Origin of the sequence: Pseudomonas inefficax (assembly GCF_900277125.1) — a bacterium.
Taxonomy (GTDB): domain Bacteria; phylum Pseudomonadota; class Gammaproteobacteria; order Pseudomonadales; family Pseudomonadaceae; genus Aquipseudomonas; species Aquipseudomonas inefficax.
Window position 1 is genome coordinate 1 of sequence record NZ_OPYN01000024.1, and the last position, 17747, is coordinate 17747.

Annotated in this window: 16 protein-coding genes and 1 pseudogene; 8 read left to right on the plus strand and 9 right to left on the minus strand. The window is 63.7% G+C overall.

The window, feature by feature from the left end; translation table 11 throughout:
* Nucleotides 1–229: pseudogene (locus JV551A3_RS02485) on the plus strand (RNA-binding protein); the annotation flags it as partial.
* A 141-nt stretch (nucleotides 230–370) separates the two neighbouring features.
* Here JV551A3_RS02485 and JV551A3_RS02490 read toward each other — a convergent pair.
* Nucleotides 371–1165 carry a phosphatase PAP2 family protein gene (locus tag JV551A3_RS02490; RefSeq protein WP_133978304.1) on the minus strand — a complete coding sequence of 265 codons (795 nt, stop codon included), beginning with the start codon at nucleotides 1163–1165 and terminating at the stop codon, nucleotides 371–373.
* Nucleotides 1166–1285: 120 nt separating this feature from the next.
* On the opposite strand from JV551A3_RS02490, the gene hslO reads away from it, so the two are divergent.
* The 3 genes from hslO (at nucleotide 1286) to JV551A3_RS02505 (ending at nucleotide 4610) form a co-directional block, all read left to right on the plus strand.
* Entirely contained in the window at nucleotides 1286–2185 is a 900-nt protein-coding gene (gene hslO / locus JV551A3_RS02495) for an Hsp33 family molecular chaperone HslO (RefSeq protein WP_133969940.1), read from the plus strand.
* A gap of 179 nt (nucleotides 2186–2364) precedes the next feature.
* Nucleotides 2365–3906 (plus strand): phosphoenolpyruvate carboxykinase, encoded by a 1542-nt coding sequence (locus JV551A3_RS02500; protein WP_133969941.1) that lies wholly within the window; start codon nucleotides 2365–2367, stop codon nucleotides 3904–3906.
* A 263-nt stretch (nucleotides 3907–4169) separates the two neighbouring features.
* Entirely contained in the window at nucleotides 4170–4610 is a 441-nt protein-coding gene (locus tag JV551A3_RS02505) for an acyl-CoA thioesterase (RefSeq protein WP_133969942.1), read from the plus strand.
* Between the two features lie 55 nt (nucleotides 4611–4665).
* Here JV551A3_RS02505 and JV551A3_RS02510 read toward each other — a convergent pair whose 3' ends face one another.
* From JV551A3_RS02510 to fdhD, 3 genes are all read right to left on the minus strand, one after another.
* Complete coding sequence (locus tag JV551A3_RS02510; RefSeq protein ID WP_133969943.1) at nucleotides 4666–5148, minus strand: glycine zipper domain-containing protein; 483 nt, start codon at nucleotides 5146–5148, stop codon at nucleotides 4666–4668.
* A 317-nt stretch (nucleotides 5149–5465) separates the two neighbouring features.
* Entirely contained in the window at nucleotides 5466–7811 is a 2346-nt protein-coding gene (locus tag JV551A3_RS02515; RefSeq protein WP_133969944.1) for an FdhF/YdeP family oxidoreductase, read from the minus strand.
* 5 nt (nucleotides 7812–7816) lie between these two features.
* Complete coding sequence (fdhD, locus tag JV551A3_RS02520; RefSeq protein ID WP_133969945.1) at nucleotides 7817–8647, minus strand: formate dehydrogenase accessory sulfurtransferase FdhD; 831 nt, start codon at nucleotides 8645–8647, stop codon at nucleotides 7817–7819.
* Between the two features lie 180 nt (nucleotides 8648–8827).
* Here fdhD and lysM point away from each other — a divergent pair, with 180 nt between their 5' ends.
* Nucleotides 8828–9268 carry a peptidoglycan-binding protein LysM gene (gene lysM, locus JV551A3_RS02525; RefSeq protein WP_133969946.1) on the plus strand — a complete coding sequence of 147 codons (441 nt, stop codon included), beginning with the start codon at nucleotides 8828–8830 and terminating at the stop codon, nucleotides 9266–9268.
* Between the two features lie 111 nt (nucleotides 9269–9379).
* Here the strand turns inward: lysM and yrfG are convergent, their stop codons facing one another.
* Entirely contained in the window at nucleotides 9380–10042 is a 663-nt protein-coding gene (yrfG, locus tag JV551A3_RS02530; RefSeq protein WP_133969947.1) for a GMP/IMP nucleotidase, read from the minus strand.
* A 64-nt stretch (nucleotides 10043–10106) separates the two neighbouring features.
* Here yrfG and nudE point away from each other — a divergent pair, with 64 nt between their 5' ends.
* Together nudE and cysQ are read left to right on the plus strand one after the other, a co-directional pair.
* Nucleotides 10107–10673, plus strand: coding sequence for an ADP compounds hydrolase NudE (gene nudE / locus JV551A3_RS02535; protein ID WP_015268611.1), 567 nt, complete (start codon nucleotides 10107–10109; stop codon nucleotides 10671–10673).
* Nucleotides 10670–11488: a 3'(2'),5'-bisphosphate nucleotidase CysQ gene (cysQ, locus tag JV551A3_RS02540; protein ID WP_133969948.1), complete on the plus strand. Its 819-nt coding sequence runs from the start codon at nucleotides 10670–10672 to the stop codon at nucleotides 11486–11488. Before nudE ends, cysQ begins: the two co-directional genes overlap by 4 nt.
* 155 nt (nucleotides 11489–11643) lie before the next feature.
* Here the strand turns inward: cysQ and JV551A3_RS02545 are convergent, their stop codons facing one another.
* Genes JV551A3_RS02545 through rfbC form a run of 4 tightly spaced genes read right to left on the minus strand, consistent with a single transcriptional unit; the run spans nucleotide 11644 to nucleotide 15904 of the window.
* Complete coding sequence (locus JV551A3_RS02545) at nucleotides 11644–12099, minus strand: thioesterase domain-containing protein (RefSeq protein ID WP_133969949.1); 456 nt, start codon at nucleotides 12097–12099, stop codon at nucleotides 11644–11646.
* Nucleotides 12099–13505: a sigma-54-dependent transcriptional regulator gene (locus tag JV551A3_RS02550; RefSeq protein ID WP_133969950.1), complete on the minus strand. Its 1407-nt coding sequence runs from the start codon at nucleotides 13503–13505 to the stop codon at nucleotides 12099–12101. The genes JV551A3_RS02545 and JV551A3_RS02550 overlap by 1 nt, the downstream gene beginning before the upstream one ends.
* Entirely contained in the window at nucleotides 13502–15316 is a 1815-nt protein-coding gene (locus tag JV551A3_RS02555) for a sensor histidine kinase (protein ID WP_112251337.1), read from the minus strand. The genes JV551A3_RS02550 and JV551A3_RS02555 overlap by 4 nt, the downstream gene beginning before the upstream one ends.
* A gap of 42 nt (nucleotides 15317–15358) precedes the next feature.
* Nucleotides 15359–15904 carry a dTDP-4-dehydrorhamnose 3,5-epimerase gene (rfbC, locus tag JV551A3_RS02560; RefSeq protein WP_133970025.1) on the minus strand — a complete coding sequence of 182 codons (546 nt, stop codon included), beginning with the start codon at nucleotides 15902–15904 and terminating at the stop codon, nucleotides 15359–15361.
* 279 nt (nucleotides 15905–16183) lie between these two features.
* Between rfbC and aguA the strand changes: the two genes are divergently transcribed.
* The gene (aguA, locus tag JV551A3_RS02565; protein ID WP_133969951.1) at nucleotides 16184–17290 is read left to right on the plus strand and encodes an agmatine deiminase; all 1107 of its coding nucleotides are present in this window, start codon (nucleotides 16184–16186) and stop codon (nucleotides 17288–17290) included.
* The last annotated feature ends 457 nt before the right edge of the window (nucleotides 17291–17747 follow it).

Consider the following 17747-nt stretch of genomic DNA (forward strand, 5'->3'; position numbering starts at 1 on the left):
GCTGCGCACCGGGTTCGACGAGCGCACCGTGGTGGTGAAGGCCTTGTCGGTGGTGCGGCGTGGGGCGCCAGAGGCGCAGACGTTGTACGAAGAGACCGAGGACAGCGTGCGTCGGCGTGAGCAGGCGGCGGAACTGCGCAAGGCCGGGGCGATGGGCGTTACCACCGATGGCCGGCCGACCAAGAAGCAGCGGCGGCAGATTCACCAGTTGCATGGGAGCTTCGACTAGCCGGGGCCGCTTTGCGCCCCATCGCCGCGGTTCGTCGCCACGACAAGCCAGCTCCCACAGGTACTACGCAAGCCCTGAAACTTGTGCAAACCCTGTGGGAGCTGGCTTGCCGGCGATGGGCTACGCAGTAGCCCCAGGGATCTAGCGGGTCACCGCCAAGCGCCCGACCAACGGTAACTTGGCCGCGATCGCGAACAACGGCGCCGTCCAGCGCAGCAGCACCGCACTCCCCTTGGCCGCCAGCGGCGTGTAGCAGCTCCACCCCAGCGCCAGCACCGCCATCAGCAGCCCGCCGATGTAGTCATCCTGCCCCCAGTGGGCACCGGCCACCAGGCGCGGCAACATGAACAATACCGCCAACCCCCAGACCACCAGGTACTGCACCAGACGGCGGCTGAACACGCTCATGAACAGCGCCCAGACCAGCAACACCGAGGCATGATCCCCCGGGAAACTCTTGCTGGAACGGTCCTTGAGCTCCCAGGCCGCCTCCAGGTCCGGATAATAGTCGCTGAGGTGCACCACCTCGTCGAACATCATCGACGGACTCTTGTGCTGCCAGCCGGCTGCATCCACCCACTTGGAAAACAGCGCGCGAATCACCACTAAGAGGATTAGCGTGACCAGGAAGCCGAAAAAGGCCTGGCGCACCTGGGTTGCCTTGAACACCCAGTCGCCTCGGATAAGTACTGCCAGAAGGATCAGGCCGACGACGATGTCGAACGGGCGCAGGCTGCCGACAGTCCAGATGTAGCGCCAGGCAGTGTTGTCGGCTAGCGGCGCATTCAGGCTGTGGAACAGCCATTCGTCGAAAGTCAGGCACAGGATCTGGCCAATGGGCCATAACCAGAAACACAGTAGAGCGATGGGAAGCAGCGTACAGGCTGCCAATGGCCCCCAGGACCACCTTGCTTGGAACAGTGGTCGATTGTCCATAAAATACCTCTATTGCAAACAGGAATCGGAGCGCCTTGTGAGCGCTCTGTCATGGGGTTCTCGCTTGTTTTCGACAACCCTTGTAACCATTTTGTCATCATTTTCAGATAGCCAAAACCTATGAGCGATTTGCCTGATACCGATTTCACCCAACGTTTCATCTTCGACGAGCGCGATGTGCGCGGCGAGTGGGTGTCTCTCGATGACAGCTACGCCGCGGTGCTGGCGCGTCATGAGTACCCGCAGCCGGTGCAGGCACTGCTGGGCGAGCTGATGGCCGCCACCGCCTTGCTGGTCGGGGCGCTGAAGTTCGACGGCCTGCTGATTCTGCAGGCGCGCTCTGCCGGGCCGATCCCGCTGCTGATGGTCGAATGCTCCGGCGATCGCGATATCCGCGGCATGGCCCGTTATGAAGCGGACCAGATTCCGGCGGATGCGACCCTGTCGCAGCTGATGCCCGACGGCCACCTGACCTTGACCATCGATCCGGTCAAGGGCCAGCGCTATCAGGGCACCGTCGATCTCGACGGCGCCACCCTGTCGGAGTGCTTCACCAACTACTTCGTTCAGTCGCAACAGCTCAACACGCGCTTCTGGCTCAACGCCGAAGGCGGCAAGGCCCGTGGCCTGCTGCTGCAGCAACTGCCGCGCGATCGCCAGCCGGACGATGAAGAGCGTGAAGAAAGCTGGCAGCACGTTGTGGCATTGGCCACCACGCTCAAGGCTGATGAGTGGACGCTGGACAACGAAACCCTGCTGCATCGCCTGTACCACGAAGACGCCGTGCGTCTGTTCGATATTCAGCCGCTGCGCTTCAATTGCAGCTGCTCGCGCGAACGTTCCGGCAATGCGCTGGTCAGTTTGGGCGAGCACGACGCCAAGGCGCTGGTGGAAGAATGCGGCGGGCAGGTGGAGATCGATTGCCAGTTCTGCAATGAGCGCTATTTCTTCGACGCCAGCGATGTGGCGCAATTGTTTGCCGGTGGCGGTACTGACGTAGCCTCAGAAACTCGTCACTGAAACGTTTAACTACAGGACAATCTCCTGTCGAATTGCGCAAAAGCGCAGTTCTGACAGGAGGGGCCTACTTTTTTTGGGCGTTTCTGGCATAATCCGGCCACTTTTTTCGCTGTAGTAGTTTTTTTGAGACAACTACAAAACGTTTGGAGCACTCGGCCTCGGGCCGGATGGGGTATCTCATGACGCAAGCCAACAACACCGTGTACACCGACCTGAGCGTCGATGAGCTGGTAAAAGAAGCGCTGCAACGCGGTGAAGGCGTACTAGCCGATACTGGCGCACTGGTCGTGGAGACTGGTCACCGTACTGGCCGTTCGCCGGCTGACCGTTTCATCGTCGAAGAGCCTTCCACCCAGGACGCCATCGCCTGGGGCCCGATCAACCGCAAGTTCCCGGCCGACAAGTTCGATGCCCTGTGGGCTCGCGTCGAGGCGTTCAACAACGCCCAGGATCACTTCGTTTCCTACGTTCACGTAGGGGCGGCCGCCGAGCACTACCTGCCGGTCAAGATGACCACCCAGACTGCCTGGCAGAACCTGTTCGGTCGTTGCCTGTTCATCAACCCGGAGCAGTACAACCCGGCTGGCCGTGGCGAGTGGCAGGTCCTCAACGTCGCCAACTTCGTGTGCGAGCCTGAGCGTGACGGCACCAACTCCGATGGTTGCGTGATCATCAACTTCGCCCAGAAGAAGGTGCTGATCGCTGGCATGCGCTACGCCGGCGAAATGAAGAAAGCCATGTTCTCGGTGCAGAACTTCCTGCTGCCGGCTGCCGACGTACTGCCGATGCACTGCGCCGCCAACATCGGCGAAGCAGGCGATGTGACCCTGTTCTTCGGCCTTTCCGGTACCGGCAAGACCACCCTGTCGGCCGACGAAAGCCGTTACCTGATCGGTGACGACGAGCACGGCTGGGGCGAGGGCGTGGTCTTCAACATCGAAGGCGGCTGCTACGCCAAGTGCATCGACTTGTCCGAAAAGAACGAGCCGGTCATCTGGAAAGCCATCAAGCATGGCGCCGTGCTGGAAAATGTCGTTCTCGACGCCAACAAGCACGCCGACTACAGCGACGTCAGCCTGACCCAGAACAGCCGTGCGGCCTACCCGCTGGAGCACGTTGCCAAGCGTTCCGAAGCGAACCTGGGCGGCGAGCCGAACGCAGTCATCTTCCTGACCTGCGACCTGACTGGCGTTCTGCCTCCGGTTTCGATCCTGAACAACGAACAGGCGGCCTACCACTTCCTGTCCGGCTACACCGCGCTGGTCGGTTCCACCGAAATGGGTTCGGGCAGCGGCATCAAGTCGACCTTCTCCACCTGCTTCGGCGCCCCGTTCTTCCCGCGCCCGGCTGGCGAGTACGCCGAACTGCTGATCAAGCGTATCAAGGGCTTCGACTCGAAGGTCTACCTGGTCAACACCGGCTGGACCGGCGGTGGCTACGGCGTTGGCAAGCGCTTCAGCATCCCGACCACCCGTGCCGTGATCGCTGCGATCCAGAGCGGCGCGCTGATCGGCGCTGAAACCGAACACCTGGACATCATCAACCTGGATGTGCCCAAGGCCGTTCCGGGCGTTGATACCGAGCTGCTCAACCCGCGCACCAACTGGGCTGACAAGGCTGCCTACGACGAGGCCGCCAAAGGCCTGGCCAAGCTGTTCATCGAAAACTTCAAGAAGTTCGAAGTTTCCGACGCTATCAAGGCCGCTGGCCCGCAGCTGTAAGCTGACCCGCCCGCAACGAGAAAGCCGCCCCTTTGGGCGGCTTTTTTTTTTCTGTGAACCAGCGCCGTCATTGTGGGAGCGGCCTTGTGTCGCGAAAGGGGTGCGAAGCGCCCCCAGGGAATTGAGCATCACGCTGATATTGCCGGGGCCGCTTTGCGGCCCTTTCGCGACACAAGGCCGCTCCCACAGGGGATCGCAGGCAGCGAAAATCCGTTTTTTCTGTTTCACTGTCAGCATCCATTGCGAAGACAAGAGCCAGCCAGATGACCGAATCCCCTCAGCGCACTGCCTTCTCCCACTTCCACCCCATCCTCACCCGTCCCCAGGACAACGACCTGAACGGCCACATTGCCGGTGCCACTGTGCACGGCTTCTTCGAAACCGCCATCCAGGCGTTCCTTGTCGAACAGGCCGAACTGGAACTGCGTGACGGCGAGCTGGCGGCCTTCGTGGTCAGTTCGGCGGCGGATTTCTACGCGCTGCCAGGCTTTCCGGACGTGCTGGAAGTGGGGCTGGGGGTGGCGCGCCTGGCGGGCAGCACGGTGGAGTACCGCCTGGCCCTGTTCCGCCCAGGGGAGCCGGAGGCGTGTGCGGCAGGCACGGTGGTGCAGGTGTTCATCGAACGGGCCAGCGGCCGGCCAGTGGCATTGCCAGAGACGCTGCAGGTGATCCTGTCTGGTGTCCTGCTGGAACCGCAGGCATGAAAAAGCCCCGCTGGCAGGTGCGGGGCTTTTGTTGCCGGGGCAAGGCCCTCAGGCGTTAGTCGCGCCAGTGGCGCTTGTGCTTGCGATGGCCGTAGTGGTGGCCACGATCCCAGTGGCGACGGTCGTCGTCATAACCACGACGGTAGCGGCGGCCTTCGTGGTAATCGTCTCTGTCGGCCTCTTTACCCATGTAGTTACCCAGTGCGCCACCGGCGCCACCGCCGGCTGCCGCGCCAATGTAGCTACCGGTAGTACCGCCCACGGAGCGGCCGACCACGTTGCCGCCTGCGGCGCCCAATGCGCCACCGATGGCTGCCTCACCACGCTGGTGCTTGTTGGCACCGACCGCACTGCCAGCTGCGCCGCCCAGGCCAGCACCGATCGCGCCGCCTGTGCTACCACCAATGGACTGGCCTACGACAGAGCCCAGTACCCCACCCAATGCGCCGCCAATGCCGGCCTCGGTGGTGCCGCCTGCCATGGCAACGCCGCTGAGCAAGCTGAAAGACAACAACAGTATCGAGGAGTACTTCTTCATCAAGAGAGCCTCATAAGGATGACGAGGCGATTTTTGAGCCTTACAGGCGCGCCTGGCAACGGAAATCCGACGAGTAACACGAGTTGTACACAATTCTCTAACTTACTGTATTTACTGTGAAACTTTATCGTTTTTTCGCTGTCTTAGACTTTTATGACGAAGCCCTGAACCACATTGGAACAGGGCTTTTTTGATTTTTGCGTAGGGGCTTCCGGCCTCTTCGCGGGTAAACCCGCTCCCACAGGGATACTACCAGTCTCAGTCCTTGAGTTGCCTCTGTGGGAGCGGGTTTACCCGCGAAGAACCCAACACCTTTCCTACAAAATACGCCCGTCGTCCCGCGCCCGCTCGAGCTTGATGGCGATGAACTTCGACGTCGGCGTATGGCTGCCATCGCCAATGCTTTCCAGCGGCACCAGCGGGTTCACCTCCGGGTAGTACGCCGCCGCCTGCCCGGCCGGGATGTCGAAGGCCAACAGGGTGAAACCGTGCACTCGGCGTACATGCCCATCCCCCCACAACGACACGATGTCGACCTGCTGCCCCGGTTGGAAACCCAGGCGGATGATGTCGGCTTCGTTGGCGAACAGCACCTCGCGCTGGCCACGCACGCCACGGTAGCGGTCGTCCAGGCCGTAGATGGTGGTGTTGTACTGATCGTGCGAGCGCATCGACTGCATGATCAGGTCCGGCACCTGGCCGCTGGCGCGTACACGCTCGTCGAGCAGCGTGTCGGGCAGCAGGTTGGCCTTGAAGTTGGCGCGGCCGGTGCTGGTATTCCATTCGCGGCTGGCGGCGCTGTTGCCCAGGTAGAAACCGCCCGGCTCGCGCAGGCGCTGGTTGAAGCCGCTGAAGCCGGCGATGGTGTCGCCGATCAGCTCGCGAATACGGTCGTAGTCAGCCACCAGCCAGTGCCAGTCCACAGGCTTCTTGCCCAGGGTGGCGGCGGCGATACCGGCGATGACCGCCGGCTCTGAGCGCATCTGCGTCGACAGCGGCTTCAGCTGGCCATTGGAGGCGTGGACCATGCTGAACGAGTCTTCTACCGTTACCGCCTGTGGCCCTTCGGTCTGCAGGTCGATGTCGGTGCGCCCCAGGCAAGGCAGAATGAGTGCCTGCTTGCCATGCACCAGGTGGCTGCGGTTGAGTTTGGTGCTGATGTGCACGGTCAGCTCGCAGTTGCGCAGTGCCTGGGCGGTGCGCTCGGTGTCCGGCGTGGCTTGGGCGAAGTTGCCGCCCAGGCCGATGAATACCTTGGCCCGGCCGTCGAGCATGGCGTGGATCGCCTCGACGGTGTTGTGGCCGTTATGCCGGGGCACGGGGAAGCCGAAGCGCTGCTCGATGGCGTCCAGCAGTGCCACTGGCGGGCGCTCGTTGATGCCCATGGTGCGGTCACCCTGCACGTTGCTGTGGCCACGCACCGGGCACAGGCCGGCACCTGGTGCGCCGATATTGCCGCGCAGCATCTGCAGGTTGACGATTTCCTGGATGGTCGGCACCGAGTGACGGTGCTGGGTAATGCCCATCGCCCAGCACATGATCACCCGCTTGCCACGGCAGTACATGCGCGCGGCCAGTTCGATGTCCGCCAGCGCCAGGCCGGACTGGGCCTGGATGTGCTCCCATGGCGTGGCGTCCACTACCGCCAGGTAGTCATCGATGCCGTGGCCATGTTCAGCGATGAAGGCGTGGTCGAAGACTGCCGGTTCGCCGTTGGCCTGGGCTTCGCGTTCCCATTGCAGGACGAACTTGGCCATGCCCCGCAGCATCGCCATGTCGCCGCCCAAGGCCGGGCGGAAGAATGCGGTGTTGGTCGGCCGGTCGCTGTTGGTCAGCATTTCCAGCGGGTTTTGCGGGTGCTGGAAGCGCTCCAGGCCACGCTCCTTGAGCGGGTTGATGCAAACCACCTGGGCACCGCGTTTTACCGCATCGCGCAGCGGGTCGAGCATGCGCGGGTGGTTGGTACCGGGGTTCTGGCCCCAGATGAAAATCGCGTCGGCGTGCTCGAAGTCGTCGAAGGTGACGGTGCCCTTGCCGACCCCGATGCTTTGCCCCAAGGCCACGCCACTCGCCTCGTGGCACATGTTCGAGCAGTCCGGGAAGTTGTTGGTGCCGTAGGCTCGCACGAACAACTGGTACAGGTACGCCGCTTCGTTGCTGGCGCGCCCGGAAGTGTAGAACTCGGCCTGGTCAGGGCTGGCCAGCTTGTTCAGCTCGCGAGCGATCAGGGTAAAGGCGGCGTCCCAGCTGATCGGCTGGTAGCGGTCGCTGGGTGCGTCATAGACCATCGGCTCGGTCAGGCGCCCCTGGTACTCCAGCCAGTAGTCGCTCTGCTGCAGTAGCGAAGTGACGCTGTAGCGGGCGAAAAAGGCGGCATCGACGCGGCGCTTGGTCGCCTCCCAGTTCACTGCCTTGGCACCGTTCTCGCAGAACTTGACCATGCCGCTTTCCGGCGAGTCGCCCCAGGCACAGCCGGGGCAATCGAAACCGCCGTTCTGGTTGGTCTTGAGCAGCGCGCGAATGTTCTTCAGCGCGTTATCGCTGCCGACCCAGGCCTTGGCCACGCTGCGCAACGCGCCCCAGCCACCAGCGGGGCCGTGGTAGGGCTTGTAGCGAGGGGAGGAGGCTGGGGCGTTTTCCGGGAGGTGTTGGTACGAGGTCACGACTGTTACGACTCCGCCGCTGGGCTGTAGACCCGCGGTGCACTGTGCTTGGGCAGATGGATAAGGTTGAGGTTGTGCTTGCGCGCCCATTGCAGGGCAAGGCCGGTGGGCGCCGACAGGCTGACAAGGGTCTGGATGCCGGCCCGCAGCACCTTCTGGATCAGCTCCAGGCTGCAGCGGCTGGTGACGATGGCCAGGCCGCCCTGGCTGTCGATGCCCTGGCGCAGCAAGGCGCCGATCAGCTTGTCGAGGGCGTTGTGCCGGCCGATGTCTTCGCGGCCGAGCAGCAGTTCGCCGTGGCGGTCCATGAACAGCGCCGCATGCACCGCGCCGCAGTGCTGGCCGAGGGGCTGGAAGGCATCGATGCGCTCACGCAGGCCGACCAGCCATTGCGCCGGTGGCAAGGGCGCACCAGGCAGTTTGGCCAGCTCTGGTAGTGCCTGCTCCAGCGCTTCGACCCCGCACAGGCCGCAACCACTGGTGCCGGCCAGCTGGCGGCGCTGGTTTTTCAGGTTCCAGAACGCACGGCTGGAAATCTCCAGGTCGGCATACATTGCCGAGCCGCTGCCGGAGAGTTTCAGGTCGTAGATTTCCGTGGTGCCTTCCACTATGCCGCTGCCGACACTGAAGCCGACGGCGAAGTCTTCCAGGTCGGTGGGGCTGACCAGCATCACCGCCTGGTTCAGGCCGTTGTAGACAATGGCCAGGGCCACTTCTTCGGCCAAGGGCGTGCTGTCGCGCCTGGCGTCGCTGAGCTGGACGTAATCGTAGGTGTTGCTGGCGGCGGGCATGGACAAGGGCGATGAGGCCGCGCAGACCGGAGGCTTGCTTTTCATCGGGGCGATATCGGGCTATCGGCAGCTCTTTGATAGCACAAGCCTAGGCGTGTGGGCCGGCGGCGTCTAATCGCTAGGGTCTATGCCTTGATAGACCGCGTCGATTGGTCGCACGGGGGCGCAAGGGGAAAAGCTGGCCTAGACTGCTGTGTCCAAGGTTTCGTCAACAAGGAGAGCGCTATGAGCTTGTTCAGTTTCGTCAAGGAAGCGGGCGAGAAGTTGATCGACCTGCTGACCCCCGGCAATGCCAATGCCGAAGAGCAGCTGAAGAAACACGTGGAAAGTGTCGGCTTGGGCAACCCGAACATCACGGCCACTGTAGAGGGTGACACGATCATCCTCAAGGGGGAGGTGGCCAGCCAGGAGGAGAAGGAGAAGATCATCCTGGCGGCGGGCAACATCGCCGGGGTTGCCAACGTCGATGACCAGATCACCGTGACCGGGCCGGTAGCCCAGGCCGCGCGGTTCGTGACGGTGGAGAAGGGCGATACGTTGAGCGCCATTTCGAAGAAGGTGTATGGCGACCCCAACAAGTACCAGAAGATCTTCGAGGCCAACAAACCGATGCTCAAGCACCCGGACAAGATCTACCCGGGGCAGGTGTTGCGTATTCCTGACTGATCTCTGCAGCCTGGCCCGGCCTCTTCGCGGGCTCGCCCGCTCCCACAGGGATCGCACACAGTTCAGACCTGTGGTGATCCTGTGGGAGCGGGCAAGCCCGCGAATGGGGCGTCACAGGCCGACCAATAGCTCCCGGTAATCCTCGACCGCCGCAAACTCTTCGGTATCCCGCGGCCCTGCCTGGCTATCCGGCTGGCGCACCGCCAGCAGGTGCCCCACGCCAAACCGCCGCGCACTGCGCAGAATCGCTAGGGTGTCGTCGATGAACAGGCTGCGCTCTGGCTCAAAGCCGATGTCGGCCTGAAGTGCATCCCAAAACTGCGGGCTTTCCTTCGGGTAGCCATAGTCATGCGAGCTGATCAGCCGTTCGAAATACGGCGCCAACTCCACCCGCTCCAGCTTCAGGGACAGCGAATCCCGGTGCGCATTGGTGATCATCACCACGCGCTTGCCCGCGTTGCGGATAGCTGCCAGGAAGGTATCGGCATCCGGGCGCAGGGCGATCAGGTCGGCGATTTCCTGTTTCAGCTCGCGGATCGGCAGCCGCAGTTCGCGGCTCCAGAAGTCCAGGCAATACCAGTTCAGCGTGCCGGCATTGCGTTCGAACAGCGGCTGCAGCTCCATTTCCGCCATGGCCCGGCTCACCCCGTGCAGCTCGGCATAGCGCTGGGGCAGGTGCTCCAGCCAGAAGCGGTTGTCGTAATGCAGGTCAAGCAGGGTGCCATCCATGTCCAGCAGGACGGTATCGATGGCAGACCAGGGAAGAACAGGCATGGGAAACTCTCGATCAGTCGGCAAGCCACGGTATAGTAACCCGTTCACGCCAAGGAGCCGCCCCATGCGCCAGAAACCCACCGTCCTCAGCCGCGAAATCGTCGCCAGCAGCCGCCTGTTTCGCGTCGAAGCCGTGCAATTGCGCTTCAGCAATGGCAACGAGCGTACCTACGAGCGCCTGGTGGGCCGGGGAAATGGCTACGGCGCGGTCATGATCGTGGCCATGCTCGATGCCGAGCACGCGGTGCTGGTGGAGGAATACTGCGGTGGCACCGACGAATACGAGCTGTCGTTGCCCAAGGGCCTGATCGAGCCGGGCGAGGACGTGCTGGCGGCGGCCGACCGGGAGCTCAAGGAGGAAGCCGGTTTTGGCGCGCGCCAGCTGGAGCACCTGACCGAGCTGTCGCTGTCGCCGGGCTACATGAGCCAGAAGATCCAGGTGGTGCTGGCCAGCGACCTTTACGAGGAGCGCCTGGAAGGCGACGAGCCGGAGCCGATGCGGGTCGACAAGGTCAACCTGCGCGAACTCTCGGCCTTGGCCATGCACCCGCAGTTCACCGAAGGCCGGGCGCTGGCGGCGCTGTACCTGGCCCGTGACCTGCTGATTCAGCGTGGGCTGCTGGAAGCATGAACGACCTGCAATTGATGCACGAAGTGGTCAAGCTGGCGCTGTCGGCGGGCGAGGCGATCCTGCCGTTCTGGCGCGCCGATGTGGCCGTGACCAACAAGGCCGACGATTCGCCGGTCACCGCCGCCGATCTGGCGGCACACCGGGTAATTGCCGATGGCCTGCTGGCGCTGGCGCCGCAGATCCCGGTGCTGTCCGAAGAGGACTGCAACATTCCGCTGGCCGAGCGCCAGGGCTGGAGCCGTTGGTGGCTGGTCGACCCGCTGGACGGCACCAAGGAATTCATTGCCGGCAGCGAGGAATTCACGGTCAATATCGCCCTGGTCGAAAACGGCGAGGTGGTGTTTGGCGTAGTGTCCATGCCGACCAATGGGCGCTGCTACTTCGGTGGTCGCGGGTTGGGCGCCTGGCGTGCGGAATCGGGTGAGACTGCCCAGCCGATCCAGGTACGCAATGCGCCGCCGGCGGGTGGGCGTTTCACCGTGGTTGCCAGCCGTCGCCATTCCAGCCCGGAACAGGAAGCGCTGTTGGCTGGGTTGGGGGCTGCGTTGGGTGATCTTGAGCTGGCCAATATCGGCAGTTCGTTGAAGTTCTGCCTGTTGGCTGAGGGTAGCGCAGATTGTTACCCGCGCCTGGCGCCGACTTCGCAGTGGGATACTGCGGCGGCACAGGGGGTGGTGGAAGGGGCTGGTGGTGAAGTGATCGGGCTGGATGGCCTGCCGTTCCGGTACCCGGCGCGGGAGTCGTTGCTCAACCCGCATTTCCTGGCGTTGCCGGCAAATGCTGCTTGGCGCGAAGCTTTCCTGAAGCTGATCTGACAGCCTTGCACGAACCTGTAGGAGCGGCCTTGTGTCGCGAAAGGGCCGCAAAGCGGCCCCGGCAATGTTGGCTGCGAAGCTGAAATCTGGGGCCGCGCTGCGGCCCTTTCGCGACACAAGGCCGCTCCTACAGGGATCGCGACAGCCTTACAGCTTCAGCGGTGCAGCACGTACTGGCCGCTGAAGGTAACAGCAGGCTCGTCACTACCGGCATTGCTCACCGTGGTCTCCAGCGTCAGTCGCGCCCGCCCACGGCGCTGGTACAGGGCCAGGAACCGCTCCCAGGTCTTCTCATCCGGCGCCGTACAGCGCGCTACCGCCGCCCCGGTAACCGGCAGCGGATAACTGATCTGCCCTTCCTGGATGACGATATGCCCGTCATCGATACCCGACTCGCGCAGGCGCAGGTGCAGCCAGCCCCAACCCACCAGCACCGCAGCGCAGTACAGGCTACCGCCGAACATGGTGCTCTTGTGGTTGACGTTGGCCGCCAGCGGCAATTGCAGGCGCAGGGTGTGCTGCTGCCAATCGAGCACTTCCAGGCCCATCTCGCGGGTCAGGGGGATGTCGCCGTGCAGTACGGACTGCAGGTACTGGCTATCGGTGTTCATTAACGATTGTCCTCTTGATCATCATGCCCGCCGCTACCGCCGTCGAAGCTCAAGCCATGTTTGCGCAGCTTGTCGTGCAGGGTCTTGCGGGGGATGCCCAGCGCCTCGGCAAGGCTGCGCATGGAGCTGTGTGGCTGGGCCAGTTCGGCAGCGATCAGCGAGCGTTCGAACTGCTCGACCTGTTCGCTGAGGTTGCCGCTCGGCATCGGTACCGCAGGCATTGCCGCGGGTGGCGCCTGGTCGTCCAGGGCCAGTTCCAGGCCAAGGGCGAAACGCTCGGCGGCGTTCTGCAACTCGCGTACGTTACCGGGCCAGTCATGACGCAGCAGCATGGCGCGCTGTGCCGGCTGCAGGGCGTGCGGCGGCAGGCCATGGCGCTGGCTGGCGGCGTCGGCGAAGTGCTGGAAAAGCACCAGGATGTCATCGCCGCGTTCGCGCAACGGCGGAATACGCAACGGTGCAACGTTCAGGCGGTAATACAGGTCGGCGCGGAAACGCCCCTGATCGGCTGACTGGCGCAGGTCCTCCTTGGTCGCGGCGATGATGCGGATGTCCAGCGGGATCAGCTGGTTGCCGCCCAGGCGTTCGACTACCCGTTCCTGCAGCATGCGCAGCAGTTTCACCTGCACGTCCAGGCTCATGCTCTCGATTTCGTCGAGGAACAGCGTGCCGCCGTTGGCGAACTCGAACTTGCCGATGCGGCGTTTTTGCGCGCCGGTGAACGCCCCGGGCTCGTGGCCGAACAGCTCGCTTTCGACCACCGACTCGGCCAGTGCGCCAGCGTTGATCGCCACGAACGGCCCGTCGCGGCGGCTGGACAGGTCGTGCAGGGCGCGGGCCACCACCTCTTTGCCGGCACCGGTCTCACCCAGGATCAGCACGTCGGCGCGGGTGCCGGCCAGGGCGCCGATCTGCTCGCGCAGGCGCTGCATGGACGGCGACTGGCCCACCAGGCGGGTGGCCAGTTGCTGGCGGTCGCTCAGGGCCAGGCGCAAGCTGCGGTTGTCCAGCACCAGGCGGCGCAGGGCCAGGGCGCGGCGCACGCTGTCCAGCAGAGCGTCGCTGGCGAAGGGTTTTTCCAGGAAGTCATAGGCACCGGCGCGCATCGCCTGTACCGCCAGCGGCACATCGCCGTGGCCGGTAATCAGCAGCACCGGCAGCTCGTTGTCGCGGCCGTGCAGTTGTTCCAGCAGCTGCAGGCCATCGATACCTGGCATGCGGATGTCGCTGACCACCACCCCCGGCCAGTCGGCCTCGATGCGCTCGGCCAGGCCCTGGGCATCGGCCAGGGCGACCACCTTGAGCCCGGCCAGGTCCAGGGTCTGGCTCAGGGCCTGGCGCAGGTGCGGGTCATCATCGACCAGGATGACCTGGGCTCGGCTGTCGATCAGTGTCTCGGTGGTCATGCCGAGGGGTCCTCCGAATTGGGCAAAGTAGCGCCAGGTGCGGCCACACGCAGCTGCAGGGTCAGCAGTGCGCCACCTTCCGGGTGGTTGGCCAGCAGCAGTTCACCACCCAGGGCGCGCATCAGGCTCTCGCAGATGGCCAGGCCCAGGCCCAGGCCCTGGGTGCGGGTCTTGGTGGTGAAGAACGGCTCCTTGGCGTGCTCCAGGGCCTGGCGGCTGAAGCCGGGGCCGTTGTCGCGAATGTACAGGTAGACGCAGTCATCGCGCTGCTCGGCACTTAGCCACAGGCGGCGCGGGTTGGCCTTTTCGGTCAGGGCGTCGAGGGCATTGGCCAGCAGGTTGCCAAGCACCTGGCGCAGGCGGGTCTCGCCGGCCTGTACCCACAGGGTGGCTTCCGGCAGATCGCGGATCAGCTCGACGGCCATTGCCCGGCGGCGCTTGGCCAGCAGCGCCAGGGCATCGTCCAGGGCGGGCTGCAGCGCCACGCTCTCCGGGGCATGGCGGTCACGGCGGGCGAAGGCGCGCAGGTGGGCGATGATCGAGGCCATGCGCCCGGTCAGCTCGCCGATCAGCTTGAGGTTGCCGCGGGCGTCTTCGATACGCTGGTGGTCGAGCAGGATCTCCGCGTTTTCCGCGTAGCTGCGGATAGCGGCCAGCGGCTGATTGAGCTCGTGGCTGATGCTGGCCGACATGGTGCCAAGCACTGACAGCTTGCCGGCCTGCACCAGCTCATCCTGGGCGCGCACGGCCTCCTGTTGGGCGTTCTCGCGCTCCAGCACGGCGCTCTTGAGCCGGGTGTTCAGGCCTTCGAGGTCGGCGGTGCGCTCGGCCACGCGCTTTTCCAGTTCCTGGCGGCCGCGTGCCTCGAAGTCGATGCGGTCGATGTAGTGGCGGCGCCGCTGCATCACCAGGCCGGCCAGCAGCATCAGCACCAGCAGGGTGCCAGCGCCGATGGCCATCACGGTTTGCACCGAACGGTCGACCAGCGTGCGGGGGGCGAGGATGCTGACCTGCCAGCCGGTTTCCTTGATGTCGCGGGTTTGGGTGATCCAGGCGTCCTGGTTGAGCACCAGCGGCTGCGGGGCTTGGGTTGGGTAGGGCTGGATGGCGATGATGGCCTGGCGCTCGGCCTCGGTCAGCGCGCGGGTCGCGCGGAAGCGCCAGTCGGGCCGCGAGGTCAGGATGACCACGCCATTGTGGTCGGTCAGCAACAGCTGCTCGGGGGTGCGGCCCCACAGGGTTTCGGTGTGGTCGAGGTCGACCTTGACCACCAGTACACCGACGATGCGCTCGCGGTCATGCACGGCGGCGGCAAAGAAGTAACCGCGCTTGGCCGATGTGGTGCCCTGGCCGAAGAAGCGCCCCAGGCGGCCGGCCATGGCTTCGTTGAAGTAGGGGCGGAACGCGAAGTTGCGGCCGACGAAGCTGTCGCGCTTGTCCCAGTTGGAGGCGGCCAGGGTGTTGCCGCTGACGTCCATCAGGTACATCACCTCGGCGCCAGTCTGCTGGACGATGTCCTTGAGCAGGCGGTTGGCGTTGGTCACCGCTTCCAGGCGCAACGGGTCGGCCAGCACCCCGCGCAGCGCCGGCAGGTCGCCAAGTATCTGCGGCAAGGTTTCGTAGCGGTGCAGGGTACCGAGCAGGTTGGCGACGTACAGGTCGAGGGTCTGGCGATTCTGCGAGGCCAGTTCTTCCTGGTAGTAGCGTTCGGCCAGGTGATGCAGGGGCCACAGTAACGGGGCCAGGCACAGGGCCAACAGGGCCAGGCTGCGCCAGCGGGGACGGCGTGGGGGCGTGGGTTTTGCAATCATCACGTAAAGGCGCCAGAAAAGTCTGCCGCAATTATGCGCTAGTTAAGGCAGCAGTTCCGCCTCTGCCAGCGGCAGGCCGAGCTTGTCCTTGTCCGACAGCACCGGTGGCTGCTGCAGCCCCCAGTCGATGGCCAGTGTCGGGTCATCCCAGCGGATGCAGCGGTCGGCGCCCGGGTTGTAGTAGTCGGTGGTCTTGTAGAGGAACTCGGCCGACTCGCTCATCACCGCAAAGCCATGGGCGAAGCCGGGTGGGATCCACAACTGGCGATGGTTGTCGGCCGACAGCTGTACGGCGACCCATTGGCCAAAGGTTGGCGAGCTCTTGCGCACATCCACGGCAATATCACGGATTTCCCCGTGCACCACGCGCACCAGCTTGCCCTGGGTGTTTGCTACCTGATAGTGCAGACCACGCAGCACACCCTTTATGGAGCGCGAGTGGTTGTCCTGCACGAACTCGACATTCACGCCGGTTTGCCGGGCGAACTCACGGGCGTTGAACGCCTCGAAGAAAAAACCACGGCTGTCACAGAACACCTTCGGCTCGATGATCAGTACATCAGGGATTGCGGTGGGGATGATGTCCATGGCGGTGCGCTTGCCCGTTTTGCTCATGTATTGACCCTAGCCGGTCTGGCCCGTTTTTTCCGCCTTGGGCTTCAACGGCATTCACAAGAGCTGGCTATGGTAGATGTCGTGCCGCTTTGGTTCGTGGCCACGATGCGATTGCATCGATTGTTATCGATTTAATCGCCCGGTATTCTGCTGAATTTCCCGGTTTACGGGCTTCAAATATCGATATATATCGGTTATAAATTGACAAACGCCCCAGCACAGTCCGGCTCAGGGCCATCACAGAGGTCAACCATGAAAACCCTCAACTCCACCCCCCGTGCCGATGGTTTCCACATGCCCGCCGAATGGGCCCCGCAAACCCAGGTGTGGATGGTCTGGCCGGAGCGCCCGGACAACTGGCGCCTGGGTGGCAAGCCAGCACAGGCTGCCCATGTGACCCTGACCAAGGCCATTGCCCGCTTCGAGCCGGTAACCGTCGGGGTTTCCGCTGGCCAGTACGAAAATGCCCGCCGCCAGCTCGACCAGCCGAACATCCGTGTGGTCGAGATCAGCAACGACGACGCCTGGGTGCGCGACACCGGCCCGACCTTCGTCATCAACGACCAAGGTGAAGTGCGTGGCGTGGACTGGGGCTTCAATGCCTGGGGCGGCTTTGACGGCGGGCTGTACGCACCGTGGAACCGTGACGAGGAACTGGCGGCCAAGGTGCTGGAAATGGAGCGCTGCCAGCGCTACCACACCGAAGGCTTCGTACTCGAGGGCGGCTCGATCCACGTGGACGGCGAAGGCACCGTGATCACCACCGAAGAATGCCTGCTCAATCGCAACCGCAACCCGCACCTGAACCGCGAGCAGATCGAAGCGGTGCTGCGCGATCATCTGGCGGTGGACACCGTGGTCTGGCTGCCGGATGGCCTGTACAACGACGAGACCGACGGCCACGTCGACAACTTCTGCTGTTACGTGCGCCCGGGCGAAGTGTTACTGGCCTGGACCGATGATTCCAACGACCCCAACTATGCGCGCTGCCATGCTGCCATGGAGGTGCTGAAGAACACCCGCGATGCCAAGGGGCGTGAGTTCATCGTGCACAAGATGCCGATCCCGGGCCCGCTGTTCGCCACCGCCGAAGAGTGTGCCGGTGTCGATCAGGTGGCCGGCAGCCAGGAGCGTGACCCATCGGTGCGCCTGGCCGGCTCGTACGTGAACTTCCTGATCGTCAACGGCGGCATCATCGCGCCAAGCTTCGACGACCCGGCAGATGCCGAGGCCAGAGCGATTCTGTCGAAGATCTTCCCCGACCACGAAGTGGTGATGATCCCAGGTCGCGAGCTGCTGTTGGGCGGTGGCAACATCCATTGCCTGACCCAGCAGCAGCCGGCGCCGGTCAAGCGTTGAGCGCTCGGTGAATGAAGGGGCCCGTCATATGACGGGCCTTTTTGTTTCCGGGTCCGTCCGCAGGCCTGTGCTGGCATATGTTTTGTATTGTTTTCAGTCAGATAGCTCGGCCATGCCGCGCTCTCGGATCTGTAACAATCCTTACGTAGATTAGCCGCTCACGGGCCAGGGAGTACGTGTAGAAATGAACGCAGCAAGTGAGTCGGCTTTGCGCCCATCGGCAGTGAATCACCAATCGCTCAGGCTTGTGGCGAAGTGGTTGAAACACCATGGAAGCATCAGGGTCAGGACGACCGACCCACGACGTCTGCTTGCCGGACGATATCCCCAAGGGCTGATCAGCGAAGCAGAAATGCAGGCGCTGATGGCGGTGTGGCACTGATCGAATCGGTATTACCTGTACCGGCCTCTTCGCGGCTGAAGCCGCTCCCACAAGTACCCCACATGTCTCGAGCCC

Excerpts from the sequence above, each read along its gene's own strand:
- JV551A3_RS02490 (WP_133978304.1), bottom strand. The coding sequence starts at position 1,165 with ATGGACAATCGACCACTGTTCCAAGCAAGGTGGTCCTGGGGGCCATTG.
- hslO (WP_133969940.1), top strand. The coding sequence starts at position 1,286 with ATGAGCGATTTGCCTGATACCGATTTCACCCAACGTTTCATCTTCGAC.
- JV551A3_RS02500 (WP_133969941.1), top strand. The coding sequence starts at position 2,365 with ATGACGCAAGCCAACAACACCGTGTACACCGACCTGAGCGTCGATGAG.
- JV551A3_RS02505 (WP_133969942.1), top strand. The coding sequence starts at position 4,170 with ATGACCGAATCCCCTCAGCGCACTGCCTTCTCCCACTTCCACCCCATC.
- JV551A3_RS02510 (WP_133969943.1), bottom strand. The coding sequence starts at position 5,148 with ATGAAGAAGTACTCCTCGATACTGTTGTTGTCTTTCAGCTTGCTCAGC.
- fdhD (WP_133969945.1), bottom strand. The coding sequence starts at position 8,647 with ATGAAAAGCAAGCCTCCGGTCTGCGCGGCCTCATCGCCCTTGTCCATG.
- lysM (WP_133969946.1), top strand. The coding sequence starts at position 8,828 with ATGAGCTTGTTCAGTTTCGTCAAGGAAGCGGGCGAGAAGTTGATCGAC.
- yrfG (WP_133969947.1), bottom strand. The coding sequence starts at position 10,042 with ATGCCTGTTCTTCCCTGGTCTGCCATCGATACCGTCCTGCTGGACATG.
- nudE (WP_015268611.1), top strand. The coding sequence starts at position 10,107 with ATGCGCCAGAAACCCACCGTCCTCAGCCGCGAAATCGTCGCCAGCAGC.
- cysQ (WP_133969948.1), top strand. The coding sequence starts at position 10,670 with ATGAACGACCTGCAATTGATGCACGAAGTGGTCAAGCTGGCGCTGTCG.
- JV551A3_RS02545 (WP_133969949.1), bottom strand. The coding sequence starts at position 12,099 with ATGAACACCGATAGCCAGTACCTGCAGTCCGTACTGCACGGCGACATC.
- JV551A3_RS02550 (WP_133969950.1), bottom strand. The coding sequence starts at position 13,505 with ATGACCACCGAGACACTGATCGACAGCCGAGCCCAGGTCATCCTGGTC.
- JV551A3_RS02555 (WP_112251337.1), bottom strand. The coding sequence starts at position 15,316 with ATGATTGCAAAACCCACGCCCCCACGCCGTCCCCGCTGGCGCAGCCTG.
- rfbC (WP_133970025.1), bottom strand. The coding sequence starts at position 15,904 with ATGGACATCATCCCCACCGCAATCCCTGATGTACTGATCATCGAGCCG.
- aguA (WP_133969951.1), top strand. The coding sequence starts at position 16,184 with ATGAAAACCCTCAACTCCACCCCCCGTGCCGATGGTTTCCACATGCCC.